The sequence below is a fragment of the Rhizobium sp. HT1-10 genome, from assembly GCF_049472505.1.
Lineage (GTDB): Bacteria > Pseudomonadota > Alphaproteobacteria > Rhizobiales > Rhizobiaceae > Rhizobium.
Map to the genome: position 1 here is coordinate 674,015 of NZ_JBCEBQ010000002.1, position 17,868 is coordinate 691,882.

The 17,868-nt window shown below is 57.7% G+C and carries 14 protein-coding genes and 4 pseudogenes; 10 read left to right on the forward strand and 8 right to left on the reverse strand.

Annotated elements, in window-relative coordinates; all coding sequences use genetic code 11:
• Positions 1-1,131: a BMP family ABC transporter substrate-binding protein gene (locus VH564_RS08295; RefSeq protein WP_423339330.1), complete on the reverse strand. Its 1,131-nt coding sequence runs from the start codon at positions 1,129-1,131 to the stop codon at positions 1-3.
• 362 nt (positions 1,132-1,493) lie between these two features.
• Between VH564_RS08295 and VH564_RS08300 the strand changes: the two genes are divergently transcribed.
• The 5 genes from VH564_RS08300 (at position 1,494) to VH564_RS08320 (ending at position 6,756) form a co-directional block, all read left to right on the forward strand.
• Positions 1,494-2,114 (forward strand): GntR family transcriptional regulator, encoded by a 621-nt coding sequence (locus VH564_RS08300; protein ID WP_423339409.1) that lies wholly within the window; start codon positions 1,494-1,496, stop codon positions 2,112-2,114.
• Between the two features lie 164 nt (positions 2,115-2,278).
• Entirely contained in the window at positions 2,279-3,475 is a 1,197-nt protein-coding gene (repA, locus tag VH564_RS08305; RefSeq protein WP_423339331.1) for a plasmid partitioning protein RepA, read from the forward strand.
• A 75-nt stretch (positions 3,476-3,550) separates the two neighbouring features.
• Entirely contained in the window at positions 3,551-4,528 is a 978-nt protein-coding gene (gene repB / locus VH564_RS08310) for a plasmid partitioning protein RepB (protein WP_423339332.1), read from the forward strand.
• Between the two features lie 626 nt (positions 4,529-5,154).
• Entirely contained in the window at positions 5,155-5,532 is a 378-nt protein-coding gene (locus VH564_RS08315; RefSeq protein WP_423339333.1) for a hypothetical protein, read from the forward strand.
• 66 nt (positions 5,533-5,598) lie between these two features.
• Positions 5,599-6,756 carry an AI-2E family transporter gene (locus VH564_RS08320; RefSeq protein ID WP_423339334.1) on the forward strand — a complete coding sequence of 386 codons (1,158 nt, stop codon included), beginning with the start codon at positions 5,599-5,601 and terminating at the stop codon, positions 6,754-6,756.
• Positions 6,757-6,898: 142 nt separating this feature from the next.
• Here the strand turns inward: VH564_RS08320 and VH564_RS08325 are convergent.
• The 3 genes and pseudogenes from VH564_RS08325 to VH564_RS08335 form a co-directional block, all read right to left on the reverse strand.
• Positions 6,899-7,033, reverse strand: a pseudogene (locus VH564_RS08325) (SDR family oxidoreductase); the annotation flags it as partial.
• 25 nt (positions 7,034-7,058) lie between these two features.
• A pseudogene (locus tag VH564_RS08330) lies at positions 7,059-8,197 on the reverse strand (site-specific integrase).
• Between the two features lie 515 nt (positions 8,198-8,712).
• Entirely contained in the window at positions 8,713-10,035 is a 1,323-nt protein-coding gene (locus VH564_RS08335; RefSeq protein ID WP_423339335.1) for an LLM class flavin-dependent oxidoreductase, read from the reverse strand.
• A 366-nt stretch (positions 10,036-10,401) separates the two neighbouring features.
• On the opposite strand from VH564_RS08335, the gene ligD reads away from it, so the two are divergent.
• Positions 10,402-11,454 (forward strand): non-homologous end-joining DNA ligase, encoded by a 1,053-nt coding sequence (gene ligD / locus VH564_RS08340; RefSeq protein WP_423339336.1) that lies wholly within the window; start codon positions 10,402-10,404, stop codon positions 11,452-11,454.
• A gap of 58 nt (positions 11,455-11,512) precedes the next feature.
• On the opposite strand, the gene VH564_RS08345 is transcribed toward ligD, so the two are convergent.
• Together VH564_RS08345 and VH564_RS08350 are read right to left on the reverse strand one after the other, a co-directional pair.
• Positions 11,513-11,749, reverse strand: coding sequence for a hypothetical protein (locus VH564_RS08345; protein ID WP_423339337.1), 237 nt, complete (start codon positions 11,747-11,749; stop codon positions 11,513-11,515).
• Between the two features lie 188 nt (positions 11,750-11,937).
• Positions 11,938-12,311 (reverse strand): annotated as a pseudogene (locus VH564_RS08350) (GFA family protein).
• Positions 12,312-12,354: 43 nt separating this feature from the next.
• On the opposite strand from VH564_RS08350, the gene VH564_RS08355 reads away from it, so the two are divergent.
• The 3 genes and pseudogenes from VH564_RS08355 (at position 12,355) to VH564_RS08365 (ending at position 15,111) form a co-directional block, all read left to right on the forward strand.
• Entirely contained in the window at positions 12,355-12,534 is a 180-nt protein-coding gene (locus VH564_RS08355; protein ID WP_423339414.1) for a hypothetical protein, read from the forward strand.
• Positions 12,476-12,763, forward strand: coding sequence for a hypothetical protein (locus VH564_RS08360; RefSeq protein ID WP_423339410.1), 288 nt, complete (start codon positions 12,476-12,478; stop codon positions 12,761-12,763). Before VH564_RS08355 ends, VH564_RS08360 begins: the two co-directional genes overlap by 59 nt.
• A 420-nt stretch (positions 12,764-13,183) precedes the next feature.
• Positions 13,184-15,111, forward strand: a pseudogene (locus tag VH564_RS08365) (methyl-accepting chemotaxis protein).
• A gap of 666 nt (positions 15,112-15,777) precedes the next feature.
• On the opposite strand, the gene VH564_RS08370 reads toward VH564_RS08365, so the two are convergent.
• Positions 15,778-16,212: a MucR family transcriptional regulator gene (locus tag VH564_RS08370; RefSeq protein WP_423339338.1), complete on the reverse strand. Its 435-nt coding sequence runs from the start codon at positions 16,210-16,212 to the stop codon at positions 15,778-15,780.
• Positions 16,213-16,527: 315 nt separating this feature from the next.
• Between VH564_RS08370 and VH564_RS08375 the strand changes: the two genes are divergently transcribed.
• Positions 16,528-16,818, forward strand: coding sequence for a hypothetical protein (locus VH564_RS08375; protein WP_423339339.1), 291 nt, complete (start codon positions 16,528-16,530; stop codon positions 16,816-16,818).
• 358 nt (positions 16,819-17,176) lie between these two features.
• Here VH564_RS08375 and VH564_RS08380 read toward each other — a convergent pair whose 3' ends face one another.
• The gene (locus VH564_RS08380) at positions 17,177-17,659 is read right to left on the reverse strand and encodes a histidine phosphatase family protein (protein ID WP_423339340.1); all 483 of its coding nucleotides are present in this window, start codon (positions 17,657-17,659) and stop codon (positions 17,177-17,179) included.
• Positions 17,660-17,868: the final 209 nt, after the last annotated feature.

Genomic DNA, 17,868 nt, shown 5'->3' on the forward strand with positions numbered 1-17,868 from the left:
TCAAGCCGTCGAGCCGACGACGCCTTCGGCGAGATAGTTCATGCTTTCAAGCTCGATGGCGTCTTCGGCAAAGGCCTTGCCCGCGGTAACGACGACATTTCCCTTGTTGTCCTTCAGCGGACCCTTGAAGACGGAGAAGCCGCCCGCCTTCATCGATGCCAATGTCGCCTCGAACTTGGTGCGGGCCTCGGCGGAGACGCCAGGCCCGAGCGGGCTCATCTTGACGAAGCCGTCCTTGATGCCACCGCGCACGAAATTGCCCAGCGGCTTGCCAGCCTGGGCGTCGGCAACAAAGTTCGTATAGACGTTACCCCATGCCCATTCGGCGCCGGTCAGGTACTTCTCCGGTGCGAGCGGGCTCTGGTTTGCATGGTATCCGCAAACGAAGGCGCCACGGCGCGCGGCCGTTTCGACCACCACCTTGGGACTATCGACATGGCAGGTGACAACATCGGCACCCTGATCGATCAAGGCGTTGGTGGCCTCTGCCTCCTTGACGGCCAGCGACCACTCGCCGGTGAAGATCACCTGGCAGGTGATCGTCGGATCGACCGAGCGGGCGCCGAGCAGGAAGGAGTTGATATTGATCAACACCTGCGGGATGGGCTTTGCCGCGACGAAGCCGATCTTCTTGCTTTTCGAGGCATAACCGGCGGCGATGCCGTTGAGGAACTGGCCCTGCCCGATATAGCCGAAGTAAGACCCGGTGTTCATCGGGTTCTTGTCCTTCTGCCACAGTCCGCCGCAGTGGCGGAACTGGATGTCGGGGTATTTCGCCGCCATGGCCAGCATGTGCGGGTCGAAATAGCCGAACGAGGTCGGAAAGACGAGCTTTGCGCCATCCAGGTTGATCATCGACTCCATGGTCTTTTGCACGTCGACCGTTTCCGGGACGTTTTCCTCTTCGACGACCGTCACCCCCGGCATGGCCTTGACCACGGCGGCGCCTTCGGCGTGGGCCTGGTTGTAGCCGTAGTCATCCTTTGGGCCGACATAGATAAAGCCGACAGTGAGCGCCGTTTGCGCGGCGGCGGCTGCGGTGAAAATCGAAGGAGAGAGGCCGAGGGCGGCACCGGCGCCAATGGTGGTCTGGAGAAACGTGCGGCGGTTCATAGGCAGGAGTTTGGTCATGATAATCTCCTCGCGGCAATGCCGGGTTAAATTGCTTACGCCAGGTATGATGCAACGACCGTGCCAACTCGAAAAGACTAACAATATCAGTGGATAAACACGAAGCAATGGCGCCACAGCACAAACTGTATGCAGTTTTGACAACGTGATGAATAGATAAGCGGCAGACCGAAAATTTGACAGCGGGCCGGTGCAATTCTTGGGTATAAGCTGGATAATCCATTATTTTCAGTAGCTTGCAGAAACGTTGACATGACGCTCTGAGATCTGCATGTGTATACACACCGATTCATGGTGCGAGACATCTGGTGAAGCCGCCTCCTAAAAAAACGATCCTCCGTGCTGGCACAACCGTCGAGCAGATGGTCCGCGCCATCGCCGATCTGATCATCACCGGAGAGATGCAGCCGGGAGAAAAGCTCGACGAGGTATCGCTCGCAGCACGCTTCGATGTCTCCCGCACCCCCGTTCGCGAAGCGCTCAGTCAGCTATGCGCGATCGGGCTGGTTGGCCGTCAGCCGAACCGGAGCGCCGTCGTTACCAAGGTGACGCAGCAGCATCTTGTGTCGATGTTCGAGGCGATGGCGGAACTGGAAGGCATCTGCGCCAGGCTGTCTGCCGAGCGGATGAGTGTCGAGGAGCGGCGAGAGCTGGAGAGCGAGCACCGGGCCTCCGCAAAGCTGGTCCATGTTGGATCGGAAGAAGACTACGCCGCCCACAACACCGAATTCCATTCGCGTCTGTACCGGGGCGCTCATAACGATCATATCTACGAGCTAGTGACCCAGACGCGCGCTCGGCTGGCACCGTTCAGGCGCGCGCAGTTTCGCCTGGTGGGGCGCATGGCGCGGTCCTACGAGGAACACGACACCATTGTCACGGCCATCCTGCGGGGAGACGCAGCTCTTGCAGGGCGCGCGGCTCATGCCCATGTTGCCATCGTCAGCGATGCCAGCCTCGTGTTTGCCGGCGCCACCGACTGACAGCGCCGACAAGCTAACGCGAACCTGCCGCCAAGCCCGTCACGGGTTGGGCCCGATGCCACAAACGCCCCCAAATCTAAAATCCTTGTCAGAATCAGCGAATCGGGGATAATGGCGACAATTCACCGCTAGACAGAAAAATATCGCCAGAACGGTCCGCTGCTATGAACGCTTTCACACCCTTGCCGTCGTTCGAATTCGACGACAAGATCTTGACCCAGGGTGCAGAAATTTCGCGCAAGCTTGATCAGCTGCGTTTTGAGAAATTTCCGCCCAACGCCCGCAAGACCCTGCGGAAATTTTCGATGGCCGAGGTGGCTCACTATCTCGGTGTCAGTCCCAACAATTTGAAGCGTCTGCATCTCGAAGGCAAGGGTCCCATTCCCGAGACCTCGTCGGGTGGACGCCGCCTCTATACGGCTGAGCAGATGAGCGAGTTGCGCATGCTGCTCGACAAGACCGGCAAGGCCGAGGCCAAGAAGTATGTGCCGCACCGCAAGCCGGGAGACAAGCTGCAGGTGGTCGCCGTCGTCAACTTCAAGGGCGGATCGGGAAAGACCACATCGGCCGCCCATCTGGCCCAGCACCTGGCCCTCACCGGCCACCGTATTCTCGCCATCGATCTCGATCCGCAGGCATCCCTGTCGGCCCTGCACGGCTTTCAGCCGGAGTTGGACAAGAACCCATCCCTTTACGACACCATCCGCTACGATGACGAACGCAAGCCGATCACAGAGGTGATCCTGCAGACGAATTTCCCCGGGCTCGACATCATTCCGGCCAATCTCGAGCTGCAGGAATACGAGTACGATACGCCGCTTGCCATGCAGGCCGGCAGCGAGGGCAAGCGCTTTTTCACCCGGCTTGGAAAAGCGCTGCTCGATGTCGAGGATCGCTACGACGTCGTCGTCATCGACTGCCCACCGCAACTCGGCTATCTGACGCTGACGGCGCTGACGGCCTCGACGTCTGTGCTGATCACCGTCCATCCGCAGATGCTCGACCTGATGTCGATGAGCCAGTTCCTGCTGATGCTCGGCAACATAACGCGGACGATCAAAAAAGCCGGCGCGGACGTGCGCATGGATTGGCTGCGCTATCTGATCACGCGCTATGAGCCCACCGACGTGCCGCAAGTCCAGATGCTTGGCTTTATGCAGTCTATGCTGGCAGAGGAAATCCTGAAGAGCCCGATGGTGAAGACGACCGCGATCTCCGATGCCGGCCTCACAAAGCAGACCCTTTACGAAGTCGAACGCTCGAATTTCACCCGTGGCACCTATGATCGCGCGATCGAATGCATGGATGCCGTGAATTTTGAGATTCAGGGGCTGATCCACCGGGCCTGGGGGAGGGTGTAGTCATGTTGACTGCCGTCAAAATCCGCAGATTTACGAATAGTTTCAAAGCCCTAGTTGATTTGGGAGGCCAATCCCATGGCGCGTAAGAACCCTTTTGCCCATGTCATGGAAGAGGGGGCATCGGATGAAAGCCGTCCGGTCCTCGATTATGCCATCAAGGGCGCCTCCCGTTCCATTCTGAATTCCATTGACGAACTTGCAAGCCGCGCGGACAAGCTGCTTGAGGGCGAGACCATAGTCGAGCTTGACCCTGGTATCGTCGACGTCTCCTTTATCAAAGATCGTCTAGAGGACAACGAGCAGGAGTTCGAAGAACTGCTTGTGGCGATCCGGGAGAGGGGGCAGGACAGCCCAATCCTCGTGCGACCGCACCCCGAGGCCGACGGCCGCTACATGGTGGTCTTCGGCCACCGCCGTCTGAAGGCGGCCCGGGCGCTTGGTCGACCGGTGAGGGCCGTCATCAAGGCGATGAAGGATCAGGAGCATGTGGTTGCCCAAGGTCAGGAGAATTCGGCCCGCGCCAATCTCTCCTTCATCGAGCGTGCAGTGTTCGCCGGGGCCCTATCGCGTCTGCGCTACGACAGCGACAACAACATCATCATGACGGCCCTGTCGCTGGACCGTGCGACGCTTTCGAAGATGCTGGCGGTGACCAGCATTCCGCCTGAAATTCTACAAGGCATTGGAGCCGCTAAGGCAATCGGCCGCGATCGTTGGTATGAGCTCAAGATCTTGCTGGAAAAACCATCCAGTCTCGACAAGGCCATGGATTTCGTTTCGGCGCCCGATTTTGCAGCCAAGACCAGCGACGAGCGCTTCAACAGCTTGATGGCCCATCTCAAGCAGGCGAAGCGGCCGAGCGGCAAGGCGCAGGAGAAGTCATGGTCCATCGCCGACAAGGGCATGGCAGTGACGGCAAAGCAGGCAGGAAAGGTCTTCTCATTGACGCTGAAGTCGAAGGACGCAGCGGCGTTTGGCAGCTACCTCTCCGATAGGCTGGAGGAGTTCTACAAAGAATTCTCCGGCGCAGAAAAGATAAAAAGAGGAGATTGACGGCAAAGAAAAAAGGCCCCCAAACGTTTCCGTCCAGGAAGCCTTCCTCGTATTCTAGCAGGTCGAGAATCGCATTTCCCGGAATCACTGTCAACCGTCCGAGCGCTCTTGGCGAGGTGATTTTTGTCGCCTCGCAGAGATCGCCTTCGCCCATTTGTTTCGATCTCGTGCGTAGCGACAGCAAGGCGTAACGCGGGGAATTGGTTAGAGCCTCTCGCCATGGGGAGTTCCCCGAGATAGCTGGTGCTTGGCGTCAGGCCGGCGCGAGAGATAGATTGTGAGCCCAAGAAGTCGGATCGCATGGATGCTTTTTTAAAATGGTTATCGTTCGATCCGGTACTTGATCTCGCCAGCAACTACCTGGCTGGCGTCAATCAGCCCACTAACTCCGGCTCTGGATGGTGATCGGCTTATTTCTCTGAGCCATTGCGGGCATTGGCCGCGAAATTGACAATCCGCCACCAACGGAAATATAGCTCGTTTTTGCTACCGTTAGAAAAATTAGATATTACATTTTATTTAGTTAACAGAAGCGCGAAAACTGCGGTTCTAGGGTTGAGAGCGGCACGCAACGCAAACCATTGGCCTTAGTTCGCGAGTGTCGTCGAACGGTTACGGAACCGGCGATGCCCACAAAGATTTGCGTTTTCTGGCAAATCATCGCTGGATTTGATTTATCATTTTCTTCATCAAAACGGAACCGGAAACCCGTGTTGTCTGGGATGGCGAGACATGCGGTGCGTATTTGCAGAGTTGCCCGCTTTCCGCTTGAAGCCCTTCATCCAGGCGGCATAGATGGGCATCTGCCGTGGGGCGGCACGGTCGCGTACCGGCAGATCCAAGCAGTTTCTGGTTACGGTAAAAGCGCCACTGAAATCGGTCGCCGGCGAATTGTTGAGAGCGGCCCGGCATGGTCGGGCTCGATTCATACCGGCGAAGACGACAGCCTCGGAAGGAGTGCGTTTCCCCCGCATATTTCCCGCGCCTTCCCATTGTTATATTGAGCAGGCGCCACAATTGCGTCCTATCCGCGAAATTGACGAGTAGCGTGTCGCGAGATGGGGGAGCATATGGCCGCGATAGAAGGTGCGATTGCAGGATCGCAAGACAGTAGCAGCTTGAAGGACTCCGGACACCGGCCTTCCAGATTTCCGCGCTGGGCACTGATCGGACTGTTCCTCTACGCGTCGGTCTTCACGCTCAACTATGCCAAGGATTTCCTCGTCCCGATCGTACTCGCCTTCCTGCTTTCCATGGTCTTCGCGCCGATCCGCAGGGTCTTCGACAGACGCGGCATTCCTTCATCGCTGACGTCGATCGTGATTGTTTTCGTCCTGCTCGGTGGTCTGTTGATGCTGGTGAGCGCCCTGATATTGCCGGTTAGCGGATGGATAGAGCGAGGCCCTCAAATCCAGAGGGACGTGCAGAGCAAACTTAGCGGCCTTTCGAGCACCTTCTCCGGCGTAGTGGACGCAACGTCCCGCCTGGGGGAGCTCACGAAGAGCCATTCGGAAGATGTCCAGCAGGTGGAGGTCCGCGACAGCAGCTTTATCTCCAGCGCCGCACTGTTTGCGCCAGCTGCCATCACGCAGTTTCTGTTCACTCTGGTGCTTCTGCTCTTTCTGCTTGCCTCTGGAGACATGTTCTACGAGAAATTGGTCCATGTCATGCCGACGTTCAAGGACAAGAAAAGGGCGATGCGCATCGCCCATGACATCGAACGCAAGCTATCGCGCTACCTCCTGACGATTACGATCATCAACGCTGGGCTAGGGGTTGCCGTCGCGATGCTCCTCTGGATGGTGGGCATGCCAAGCCCGATTATATTCGGCGTCCTGGCATTCCTCCTCAACTATGTACCGTATCTCGGTGCGTTTGTGGGGATCCTGGTCGCTACGGGTGTCGCGCTCGTATCCTTCGACGGCCCCGGATGGTCGCTCGCAGTCGGCGTTCTCTACCTCGCGCTTACCAGCATCGAAGGGCAATTGATAACGCCCTACTTCGTGGGGAGAAGCCTGCGCCTCAATACGGTCGTCGTTTTTATCGCGGTATCGTTCTGGGCATGGTTGTGGTCGGCCGTGGGCATGCTGGTTGCCGTGCCGCTGTTGGTCGCCGTAAACACCTTCTGCGAGCATATTGACTGCCTCAAGGGGCTAGGAGACTTCCTCTCGGAAAGGCATTCCGAAAAAGAGGAAGACGGCGCATCCGCGACGGCCGGCACACCGTAGGGCGCATCGTCAGCGGCGGCATGGGCGATCTTGGTGACCGGTTTACCGTAATGGTACCCTGCAAAGACAGCGTTCCGAGCGCGCGCCTCTCCGCGTCCCTTTTCAACTTTGCTTATTCGTTCACCGGCTCCTGCTGAAACGCTTAGCTCGGCAGGATTTTGAAATCGGCGCCTTCCGGCAGCAATTGTCCGCCGTCGACGACGATCGTTGTGCCCGTCACATATTTCGCGTCGCCCGAGACGAGGAATAGGAAGGCATTTGCAACGTCCTGGGGTGCTCAAGGCAACCGAACGGAATGGTCTTCACAGAAAGCGCGCCGCCCTGCCGGTGCGCCGAGTTAGGTCGTTGTAATAACTCGTTGCCTGTTGCACCGACCGATGGCGAGACTGCTCCATCGCCTCAGGCAACGGAATGCCGTGACTGGCAGCTTCGGTCAAATATCCAGATCGCAGGCCATGCGCAGAGTAGTCTGCCGGCTCCAGCCCTGCCATCGTCGCACGCTGCTTGACGATTGCATTCACAGCGCTCAGCTCAAGAGCGCGCGGGGAAACATTGCCCCATCGATCGATCTTGCGAAAGATGCTGCCGCTCTCGATACGCGCCGCGCGAAGCCACTCACTCAGTGCCTCTACCGGCCGACCGGTCAGATATACCACCTCGTCCTGGTCGGCGCTCGACGTCTTGGTCCGACCAAGATGGATGGCGAGCGACGGGAGGGGAGGGCCGCCTTCTATTGGGATCAGCGCCTCGACCGTGAGCTGTTCCTTGCGGAGGCTGGCGATTTCACTTCGTCTCCGGCCACCGGAGGCAAAAGCCACCATCAGAATGGCGCGGTCTCTGACATCACGCAGGCTACCGGATGCGCAGGTAGCCAGCAGTTTTGCCCGCACATCACCGGTGACGGCCTTGGCACTCTTGCGCTTTCTCGGCCGCGGCGTGGCGCGGACGGCCAGACGGATTGCCGACTTTAGCGTAGGTGAGGAGAACTCGCCTTCGAGGCCGCGCCATTTCGTCAGGGTCGACCAGGTCGCAAGCCGTCGGCCGACTGTATCGGGGGCGTGCGGGTCGAGCGACCGCAGAAACCCTTGGGTTCGCAAGCTTTGGGTAACGGCCTCCGGCATGCCGTGATCGGGTTCAGTCTTGCGCTTCTCCGAATCCCACAGATGGTGGGCGACGAATTTGAGAAGCAAAGCGACCGGCGCCGGCCAGGGCAGGGTGGCATCGCGGCGAGCGACCAAGCCTGCAGGTAGGCAAGGTCGGACGCAAGCGCGCGCAAGGTGTTCTGACCCATGCCCTCGTTGACGAGATGGCGCAGCGTCGCGACATCCTGGTCGGTGAGCAGCTAGGCGAGCTCGTCGCGGCGTTCGATCGGCAGCACGGCGGCGATGGTGTCGAGTTCTTCGGCACGGTGTTCAGCTGGAGACATGGATTTCTTGGACATCGCCGGGCCTCAGCGTAGTGTTGTTGACGGCCTTGCGACCGTCGGCGCTTTTCCAAGCATTTAGCATATTTGGACTCGGACCAAGAGCTGTTCCAAATCATACGCTAGCGAAATATGGAAGCAAATTCAGATAGATGACAAATAGGGATATTTCTCGAAATCTTGAAACTATGTCCGGTCATTAGCTTGCGACAGATATGGACACTCATCGTTCATGATTTGTCCAGTAAAACGCCTGATTTGGAACAGTTCTTGTTCCGCCCCCGTTTTGCAATGGTTTTCTCGCGCGCATTTCGAGTGCCCTGTACAAACAAGGAGTGCGTCATAAAAATACCAGTTGCAAGCGTGTATTATGGTCGACATTCGGCCCCGCCAGACTCGAAACGGCGCCTCGGACAGGCATGCGGTCATCATCAACACCCAACGCGCTCTGGTGGCCATTTATGGCCGAAATCGGCGATCAGCGTCTGGATCATGGCTATGATCTCCTCAGCCATGACCTCCTCCTTCTCCCCCTATATCACAGGTAAACCCAAGCGCTCCCGCAGCATGTCACTGGACTTAGGCCCCCGTATCCCTCTCTTCTCCAACTCTGGTATAACCAGTTCACTGAAGATCTGGAGATCGCGAGGCATAACGGGGCACATGACATTAAATCCGTCAGCCGCGCCGGTTTCAAACCATTCTTCCATGATCGAGGCAATGTCAGAGCCTGTGCCCACTGCGAGCAAATGGCCGCGGCCGCTCGCTAGCCGCATAAGAAGTTGCCTGAGGCTTAGCCGATCTCGACGTGCAATGCCAAGCAGTGCGTCCACGCGACTTCGACTCGCCTGCGATCCCTTCGCGTTCAAAAGCTCGGTTGGAAATGGCGCATCCAGCGCAAGCCCGGATAGGTCCCGTCCGAGAAATGACGATAGCTTCGCCATTAAATGCTCTGGCACAGCGAACGAATTCATCGCATTGATGCGATCCTCGGCGTGCTTTTTCGTGCTTGCAGTAATCGGTATGATCCCGGGCATAACGAGGAGGTGGCCAGGATTGCGCCCGCATTCTGCTGCAAGGCGCTTCATCTCGGCATAGAAGGTCCGTGCTTCGTCCAGGGAAGATTGGACGGTAAAGACGATATCGGCATGCCGCGCAGCAAATGCTTTGCCGGCAGGCGAAGATCCTGCTTGGGCAAGAACGGGATGGCCTTGCGGGGGACGGGGGATATTGAGCGGACCTCGAGTGCGGACATATGGCCCGGTGTGGTCGACTTGATGGACTGCTGCATTATCGAAATATCGGCCATTGATCTTGTCAGCCAACCTGGCATTGACCTCCCAGCTTTGCCACAGTGCCTTGACGGCGGTGACGACATCGTCTGCTCTTGCGTAGCGCTCCTGATGGTCAGGCATGGAAGCCAGCCCGAAATTGTGGGCCTCAAGCTCGTTTGAAGATGTGACGATATTCCAGCCGGCGCGGCCCTTGCTGATATGGTCGAGCGAGCCAAATCGGCGTGCAAGGTGAAACGGGTGATCGAAGGTCGTCGAGGCGGTGCCGATCAGTCCAATTTGCGTCGTCACCGCAGCAAGGGCAGACAGGAGGACCAACGGGTCCATCGCACTGGAGAGATGTTTGTCGGCTTCGTCCTGCAGAGCTAGCACATCACCAAGGAAAAGGGCATCGAACCCGCTCATCTCGGCCCGCTTTGCGATATCGATCCAATAGTCGAGCGTCATTGACGCATACGGATCGCTTTCCGGCATACGCCATGCGGCTTCATGGCTCCCGAGACCGTAAATCACGGCGTTGAGGTGAAGGCGGCGGGAAGACGCGGTATTGCGATTGGAAACCATCTTTGCCTCGCTCCGCTGGCACTATCCAGATCAGCTTGAGGGTTCATGACTATGACCGCCATGTCTCAGCCCCGGCGATACGGAGCACCCCTGTTCGATCGAGACATAGCTGATGTTAAATGGCAGGCGCAAGCTCAGGCGCCGAACATAAAGAAGAGGGGAGACCAAGGCCGACGTGGATCTATCCCATTCGCCGGCACTCGACCATCTCATCTGGTATCATTACCGTCTCCTAACCGCCGATATTGCGATCATCATCTCGGCAGTTGAAGATGCCAATACCGGATGAAATTTCCCCTATTGCGGAGTATTCATCCGGTATCGACACGTCACAGCATCTTAACAATTCTCTGGCGAAATGCGGCGATGAAAAAGCCATCTCGCCCGCAACCCCTTCTTCGCGATACCGACGCGCCGATCCGCGGTCGACCTCGTAAACGCCGTGACCCGCAGCAGCCGCAGCTTGCGTTGGATCCAATGCCCGAGCGCATCGAGCCCTGTCTGGCCCTTTTGAAAGCTAAACCGCCCGTCGGGCCGGAGTGGGCGTTCGAGATCAAGTGGGATGGATATCGCCTGGCGGTTCACGTCGAAGGCGCCAAGGTCCGCATCATCACACGCGGTGGCCACGATTGGACGCATCGCTTTCCTGCAATCGCCGCGGCCGCCAAGGATTTGGGGGCGGCAACGCTCATTCTCGACGGCGAGGCGGTCGTCTTGGACGGCGAGGGGCGATCCGATTTCGGCGCGTTGCAGAGAGCCCTTGGCGGCCGCAGTGGCAAGCGGCCTGCGGGTGAGGTGATATTCTACGCCTTCGATCTTCTCTATCTCGATGGCCATGACCTAACAGGCATGGACCTTTCGGAACGGCGGCACTTGCTCGAAGACCTGTCTCTCGACCCATCCGGCACGATCAGGTTGTCCGAGGACGTGACGGGCGACGGCCAGGCTTTGATGGAAGCAGCCCGAGAGCATGGCCTCGAAGGCATTATCGCCAAGCATCGCGACCGGCCCTATCGCTCGGGGAGGACCGACGACTGGCTCAAGATCAAATGCGTCCAGAGCGACAGCTTTATCGTGGTCGGATATGAGCATTCGACATCGGCAAGGGGTGGCATCGGCAGCCTGCTGCTGGCAGCAAGGCGCGGAAATAACTTTATCTACGTCGGCAACGTCGGCACCGGCTTCAAGGAAAGCGACGCTACCTACCTCCGAAAAACCCTGGATATTTTGAAGACGAAGAAGGCCCCGGTTGCCTTCGAAGGCCGCAGCAAAGACATCGTCTGGGTCCAGCCGACACTCATCGCCGAGATCGAGTATCGGGCATGGACGGATGATGGCAAGCTCAGGCATGCGTCCTACAAGGGTCTCCGCGAGGTCCAGGACAACGCCGCGATCATGGACCTTGCCGAACGTCTGTGAAGGAAAGTTTTGGCGGGCTGATTGCTCTTAAAGGAATTTAGCTATCTGGAACGACGACCTACTGTCGGCGCAGCTCAGATGCTGAAATCCAGACGCGTCCGTCGTAGGCCCGCTCCCCTCGCTCGGTCTTCATGCTTGCCAAGTGCTCGATCATACCGATGTCGTGGCCGCCGTTCGCCAGCTCGCTCGTCTCGCATTGAACGCAGACTGCATGCTTGGTCTCTCCATCCGCCATGATGATGAGTGTGTGCCCGCCCTGGGGAATAATCTTGTCGGGAACCGCAACAAGCCGCATGGCCGCCTCCATATTTCGCAAGTGGTATCCGATCCGCTCAAGGCTGGACCCATCTGGTTAACAAGAAGTTAATGAGCCTGCGTGGAGCAGATGTGACGGGTTGCGGCAATCCCCAGTTTCCAGGCTCGTTGGCTACGATGATGAGGCGCAGCGTATCGGCCGGCGAGCTTTCCTGCCGCATGCTCCTTCTAAGGCCGATCCTCGTCAAATTGCTCGGTGCCCGCAATGGGTTGAAGCCAAGCCTCGCGGCGCTTGACCCAGAGTTCGTAGGTGGGGATCAAAGTGGTCGGCGCTTCGTCCAGTGCGCCGAGTTTGATCTCACTTCTTTGTCGTCGACCGAAAAAAGCCGCGACCCGCAAGCTGGGCAAAACTCTCATCCTTCCCAATCGATAGTCTCTCCTGTCGTCTCGAAGTACGAAACATCCCAAACACCGAAGAACGTAAACGCCGATCCGCTCTCCTGGCGACAATCCGTGCAATGGCAGATCCCGACATATTTGGGCTCGCCGTCAACCTGAAAGCCAACTTGACCGCACCTGCAACCTCCAAATCGCAAAGCCATTTTGCCCCGCCTATCCTCCCTGCACGTCCGTCGAGGTGGCGTATTGATCAACAAAGGCAAGGACGAGGCGGGGCGTGTTCTAGCCCGCGCCGCGCCGGAGTGCCTCCGTCGCGGCAACGTTCCGATCGCCATTGGTGACCAGGGCGCCCGTCTGGCCGAGCGGGATATCCGGGTCGATCAGCCATTCACACGGGAAATGCGTCTGCCTCCTGGTCGCCAATGAAAACAGACTGGTGGGCATTGATGTGGAAAAGGTGGCGACGGGCCGATTGGATATTGGAAGCCTAGCCTTGCCGGCGGAGTACGCTCGGTTGACTGTAGTCAGCAGTTCGTCTCGGTGCAACCGTTGCCGTCCTACACGTTACCGGTGGTTGGTTTTCAGCGTGAAAGCAGGCAAGCTTCTCGAGCCAGGTTGCGACGTCATTGGGGATCTTGAGCTCGCCGCTTTCTAGCGCCTCAATCCAGGCTAGGTCGCATTGCAGGGCGTTGACGATGTCGACCGACGTCCAGCGTATTGACTGCAGGCACTGTCGGAAGCGGGCAGGGGTCATCTCAGATCCTCCGGGCTATCGAACCGATCACAGGATCGGACCGACTTTGTTACAACGCAACAGTATTCTCGCTCCGAGTCTTTTGCTGGACGAAATCTGGTGTCATGTGTGGCGGCAGGGCCGCAATCCTCAACGATGGTGCTACGCCGCCAACTGATAGTTCATCAATTATTAAACCTCATCGGGTGAAATATGCGCGTTCTAGATGCATAGAACTTTCAGCCGCGCAGTGCGTGCGCGTCGCCCTCAGCATAATGACTTTGCTTTCGGGATTTGTCATCTTTCGAAACCCGCCAATGTTTCTGGGCGGCAGGAGCCATCATGCAAAATATATCCATTGTGGGAAAATTCCTGACTGTGTTCGCCATTTTTGGCGTCTTCGCTTTGGGTGTCGCTGGGTACTCCGCAAGCCAGATGGAGACGATCGATGCGGCCTATAGCGACCTGATTGACCAAGACAACGCGGCAGGTCTTGCGGTCCTGCAGGCCAACCGGTCGCTCCAGATTGGCCGTGCGGCGATGGCCGATCTGATGATCGCCTTCACGGACGAGGGAAACGCCAAAGCGGCAGCTGAGGTCAAGGCCACTCGCACCGAGTTCGTGAACCAGATGGACAAAGCGATAAGCCTTGCGCCATCCAACGCGGATCTAACTCCCTTGAAAAATGACGGTCTGACCGTTTTCGATACGACCTGCACCAAAGCCATAACTTTGGGGAGCACCGCATCTAACACCGATGAGGCTGTTGCATCACAGAAAGTCTTTGGTCTGGAATGCCAGCCCGCTTTCGCTGTGGTGGGGGAAAGATTTACCGCGGAAGTGCAAAAAATCGCCGCCAGCAACAATGACAAAAGTGACAAGCTCTCAAACATCACCGATTTCACAGCCTTTTCGGCGGTCGCCGGCGTCATCGTTGGCTTCTTCGCGGTCCTTGGCATCGGGTTCATCGCAATCCGGGCATGGCTTGTCACGCCAATCCGTAATCTTGCCGGAACCATGGGAACTCTGGCTGGCGGCGACCTGAGCGTCGAAGTGATCGGAGCGGCACGGCGTGACGAAGTGGGTACAATGGCAAAGGCCGTCCAGGTGTTCAAAGACAATGGCCTGAAAGCCGTGCGGCTTGCTGCCGAGTCCGACAGCATGAGAGGCGAGGTTGAAGCAACACGCCTACGGACGGCGGAAACGGAGCGCGCGCGCGCAGAGCAAATGGCGCAGGCAACGAGCGGACTTGGCAAAGGCTTGAAGCATCTGGCCAGTGGTGACCTCACCTTCCGGCTTTCGGAGCCGTTTGCTGCCGATTTCGAGACCCTGCGGACCGACTTCAATGCAGCGGTCGGCCAACTCGCCGAAACACTGCGCGCAGTCGCCGATGCCACCAGCACAATCGATACAGGCAGCCGTGAGGTCAGCGCCAGTGCCGACGATCTGTCCAAGCGGACGGAACAACAGGCTTCCTCGCTCGAAGAAACGGCAGCCGCCCTCGACCAGATTACCGTCAACGTCGCAAATTCCTCCAAGCGGGCCGATGAGGCACGCAAGGTTGCCGTCCTTGCCAATGACAGTGCCGCGCAGTCCGGCCGGGTGGTCGCAGATGCCGTCGATGCCATGCAGAAGATCGAGCAGTCATCGAACGAAATCTCCAACATCATCGGAGTGATCGACGAAATTGCGTTCCAGACGAACCTGTTGGCCCGAATGCGGGTGTCGAAGCAGCGCGCGCGGGTGAGGCGGGCAAGGGGTTTGCTGTCGTGGCCCAGGAAGTGCGCGAACTCGCCCAGCGGTCTGCAAAGGCCGCTAAGGAGATCAAGGACCTCATCCGTAACTCCTCAATGGACGTTCAGAGTGGTGTCAAGCTTGTCAGCGACACGGGCGAGGCGCTGAAAACCATCGAAGGCTACATCGTCACGGTCAACCAGCACATGGAATCCATCGCGACCTCATCCAAGGAACAGTCGGTCGGTCTGGCGGAAGTCAATACTGCCGTCAACCAGATGGACCAGGTCACACAGCAGAACGCGGCCATGGTCGAGGAGACGAGCGCAGCAGGTGTCAGCCTTGCCAACGAAAGCGGCAGACTGCGGGAGCTAATCTCACAGTTCCAGCTTGGTGGGGGGGCCCGTCTCTCTGCTGTCATGGTTGCCAACCTAGATCATCAACCCGTGCAATCGCCTGTTCGCCGCCTTGCCGGGAAGGTCGCCAAGGCATTTTCCGGGAATGCTGCCATCAAGGAAAGCTGGGAAGAGTTTTGAAACCCAGGGCAGGTTTCAGAGCTTATCTGACGACTATCTTGTAAAACGGCTTTAGAAATAGCAGGGTCTCAAGCTGCACACCAAATTAGACATACCGGGGAAGGTCGCGCGAAGCGTCATCTTTCCCTGGTATCGTCTAACACCGATGCTGCGTGCTCTATGCCCATTGACGAGGCGGATGCGTGTTGCGGATATTGGCAACGACGCGTCGCGCTGGCTATCCCGTGTCAGATTGTCAGTGACGTCGGGTACGTTCCTCTGTCACGTTCTCGAAGCTCGGGGGCATGGTTTTCACGCACGTGCCGAACTTCTGGATCGAGGGGGCCTCGAGAATAGCGGCGATCTTGGATAACTTCTTCGCCAGCTGCGCATCGGTGAAAACCCGTAGACGTGGCTATGGCATATGCGACGGAGGGCAGCCTGAGATTGCCGTCTTTGCCATTGGGATCCAGATGGTGGTGCTCTATCTGGTCGTCCGTTTGGCTTCGGTAGATCATCCTCTGCCTGCTGACAACAAAAGGGACGGGGCGAAATCGCACCGACCTTCCTCATCTTCGTCCAGTCAGGATCTCCGCGGAGCGGTTGTCCCGGCCGGACGAGTGGATGACAGCGAGTAGCCGCTTCATCTCGATACGGGCTACTGCAGAGGGGCACCCATGAAGCTCGTTAGGCCACCTCTTTCCGCCATCGGTTCTGCCCAAGGCCACTTTCCTTTGCCAAACGCGAACGCGCTTCTGCGTAAGCAGGCGCGACCATGGGGTAGTCGGTCGATAGATCCCATTTCTCACGATATTGGTCAGGAGAAAGCGCGTGATGGCTCATCAGATGACGCTTCAGTGACTTGAAGCCATTCCCGCATTCTAGGCACGTCAGTTGATCTTCCTGGAGAGACTTGCGGACCGAAACAGCCGGCTTCTGCTTCTCGACGATGACTTCATCAGCGGCAAGTATCGACCTCGACGTCAATGCCGCGTGGACATCGGCTATCAGCAAACGGAGTTCACTCACCGGGATGACATGGTTGCCGACGTAGGCCGATACGATATCGGACGTCAGCACAGCCAGTCGGCTTTTGTTGTGGGTCATCGGTAATTTGTCCATCGATAATCTTCTTCCAATGCCGCATTCAGCGGTCGGGTAAGCCAAGCCATAAATATCTTTGCCGTTTTCCGTATAAATCCCCGGCGGGCAACAGCCTCGAGTATAACTGCGATTTGGCATCTTTGAGGCCGTCGCGAAGTGATTTTGGCGGCGAGATTGTCCTGCGAGCAATTAAATTCGCCGTTTTCCCTACGCGATTGACGCTAACGGGCGGCTCTTTGCTGACCCTAACCTTTTCCTGTGGGTTTCAACCAGCCCTGGAGACACTCCCAAGGTTCTGCGCTAGCTTTCCTCAAGGTCTGAAGGGGCAAGCGCATGAACACGATAGGCATCGAGCAACTGCAACCCAACCATTTCTACTGGGCTCGCCTCCTGCCGAATGAGGGTAGTCTAGCCTCCGAACCGAACGAAATTCAGGTCGTCCAGGTGTCGACGGTGTTCGGCGCCGCCTCTGAGTTCTGGACCGTCGCCGTGATGGGAAGCGACGAGCACTTCGATTTTGCCTCTTTCGAGTTCTTCCACAAGGTCCCGACCCCACCTTCGTCAGGGGAGCAGCGTTCGAACTTGAAACTGGTTTCATCGGTGTCGCTCGCCGCAAATCATTGAGCACGACCGAGTATCGCGGGTAGTGCCAGCATCAGGCGGTGGCAAAGCAAATGATCGAACGGCATCGAGCATGGGATGGGATCTGCAGCACGAAGTTCGCCATTAACTTCGAATGACACGCGGTATCAACCCTGCCAGATAAAGCGATCCGGCTACAAGCACCCACCCCCGGACGACAGCAGCCTCCACCAATGCTCGCATGTAAGCTTGGTGCGGTTCGATTTCGACGAGGCTCGTGATGCCTAGAGTTTCAGCCATACCCTTCAGTTGGAAAGGCACACGCGTCGTTGCGCCGACACTCGTGAAAATGATCGAAACATAGCAAATCTGAATCAGCTTGCGGGGACCGGCCGTCCGATTAGCCATTTTGTGCCACCGCACCCATAGTTCGGATTGTCCAGCGCCGCCCGTCGGAGCTCATCTCTGTTCTACTTAACGGTTCTATTCCAAGGCGCCAGAATGATTGTGCTGGGGCCTCGATGATCCCAAGGATCAGGGCGCGCACCATGGACTGGTTCGCGATGACCACATGCCGTCCTCCACGCTCCATCTGGGCGCCGAGCCAGATACGTGCCCTCTCAAGCAGCGCAACGATTGTTTCGCCACCATGTGGCGCAATGTTGGGATCCGTGAGCCAAGCCTGTAAGTTTTCTGGCTCTGCCGCCGCGATCGCCTGGAGCTTCGCACCTTTCCAGCGGCCATAGTCAAGCTCCGCCAAAGCCTCTTCGACCTCAAAGGTCCCCGAGATCATGGATGCCGTCTGGAGCGCATTTTCTTCCGGGGCCGATACAATAGGTGTTGTAGTTTTGCTGATCGAGGTGAACGCATGTTGGATTCGCACCTCCTCTCCTGGGAGCAGACCAAGATTGCCAAATGTCGATGTGTGAACCCCTGCACTCCTGCCGGCGCATATCAGCGAGACTCGAGTGGCTCTACATGTCTTCATCCTACCCCCTGCGTGAGCACCAAGTTGCGACATACTTCACATTGCCGCGTCACCTGACGCCTGTTATAGAAAAGTGGCCAGTATTCGGGAAGCCAGTGAAACTC

Bases quoted from the DNA above. Each gene is read 5' to 3' on its own strand.
- VH564_RS08375 (WP_423339339.1), top strand. From the start codon at position 16,528: ATGAACACGATAGGCATCGAGCAACTGCAACCCAACCATTTCTACTGG.
- VH564_RS08295 (WP_423339330.1), bottom strand. From the start codon at position 1,131: ATGACCAAACTCCTGCCTATGAACCGCCGCACGTTTCTCCAGACCACC.
- VH564_RS08300 (WP_423339409.1), top strand. From the start codon at position 1,494: ATGGTCCGCGCCATCGCCGATCTGATCATCACCGGAGAGATGCAGCCG.
- VH564_RS08370 (WP_423339338.1), bottom strand. From the start codon at position 16,212: ATGGACAAATTACCGATGACCCACAACAAAAGCCGACTGGCTGTGCTG.
- VH564_RS08345 (WP_423339337.1), bottom strand. From the start codon at position 11,749: ATGCGGCTTGTTGCGGTTCCCGACAAGATTATTCCCCAGGGCGGGCAC.
- VH564_RS08335 (WP_423339335.1), bottom strand. From the start codon at position 10,035: ATGGTTTCCAATCGCAATACCGCGTCTTCCCGCCGCCTTCACCTCAAC.
- VH564_RS08315 (WP_423339333.1), top strand. From the start codon at position 5,155: ATGCCCACAAAGATTTGCGTTTTCTGGCAAATCATCGCTGGATTTGAT.
- VH564_RS08320 (WP_423339334.1), top strand. From the start codon at position 5,599: ATGGCCGCGATAGAAGGTGCGATTGCAGGATCGCAAGACAGTAGCAGC.
- repB (WP_423339332.1), top strand. From the start codon at position 3,551: ATGGCGCGTAAGAACCCTTTTGCCCATGTCATGGAAGAGGGGGCATCG.
- ligD (WP_423339336.1), top strand. From the start codon at position 10,402: ATGAAAAAGCCATCTCGCCCGCAACCCCTTCTTCGCGATACCGACGCG.
- repA (WP_423339331.1), top strand. From the start codon at position 2,279: ATGAACGCTTTCACACCCTTGCCGTCGTTCGAATTCGACGACAAGATC.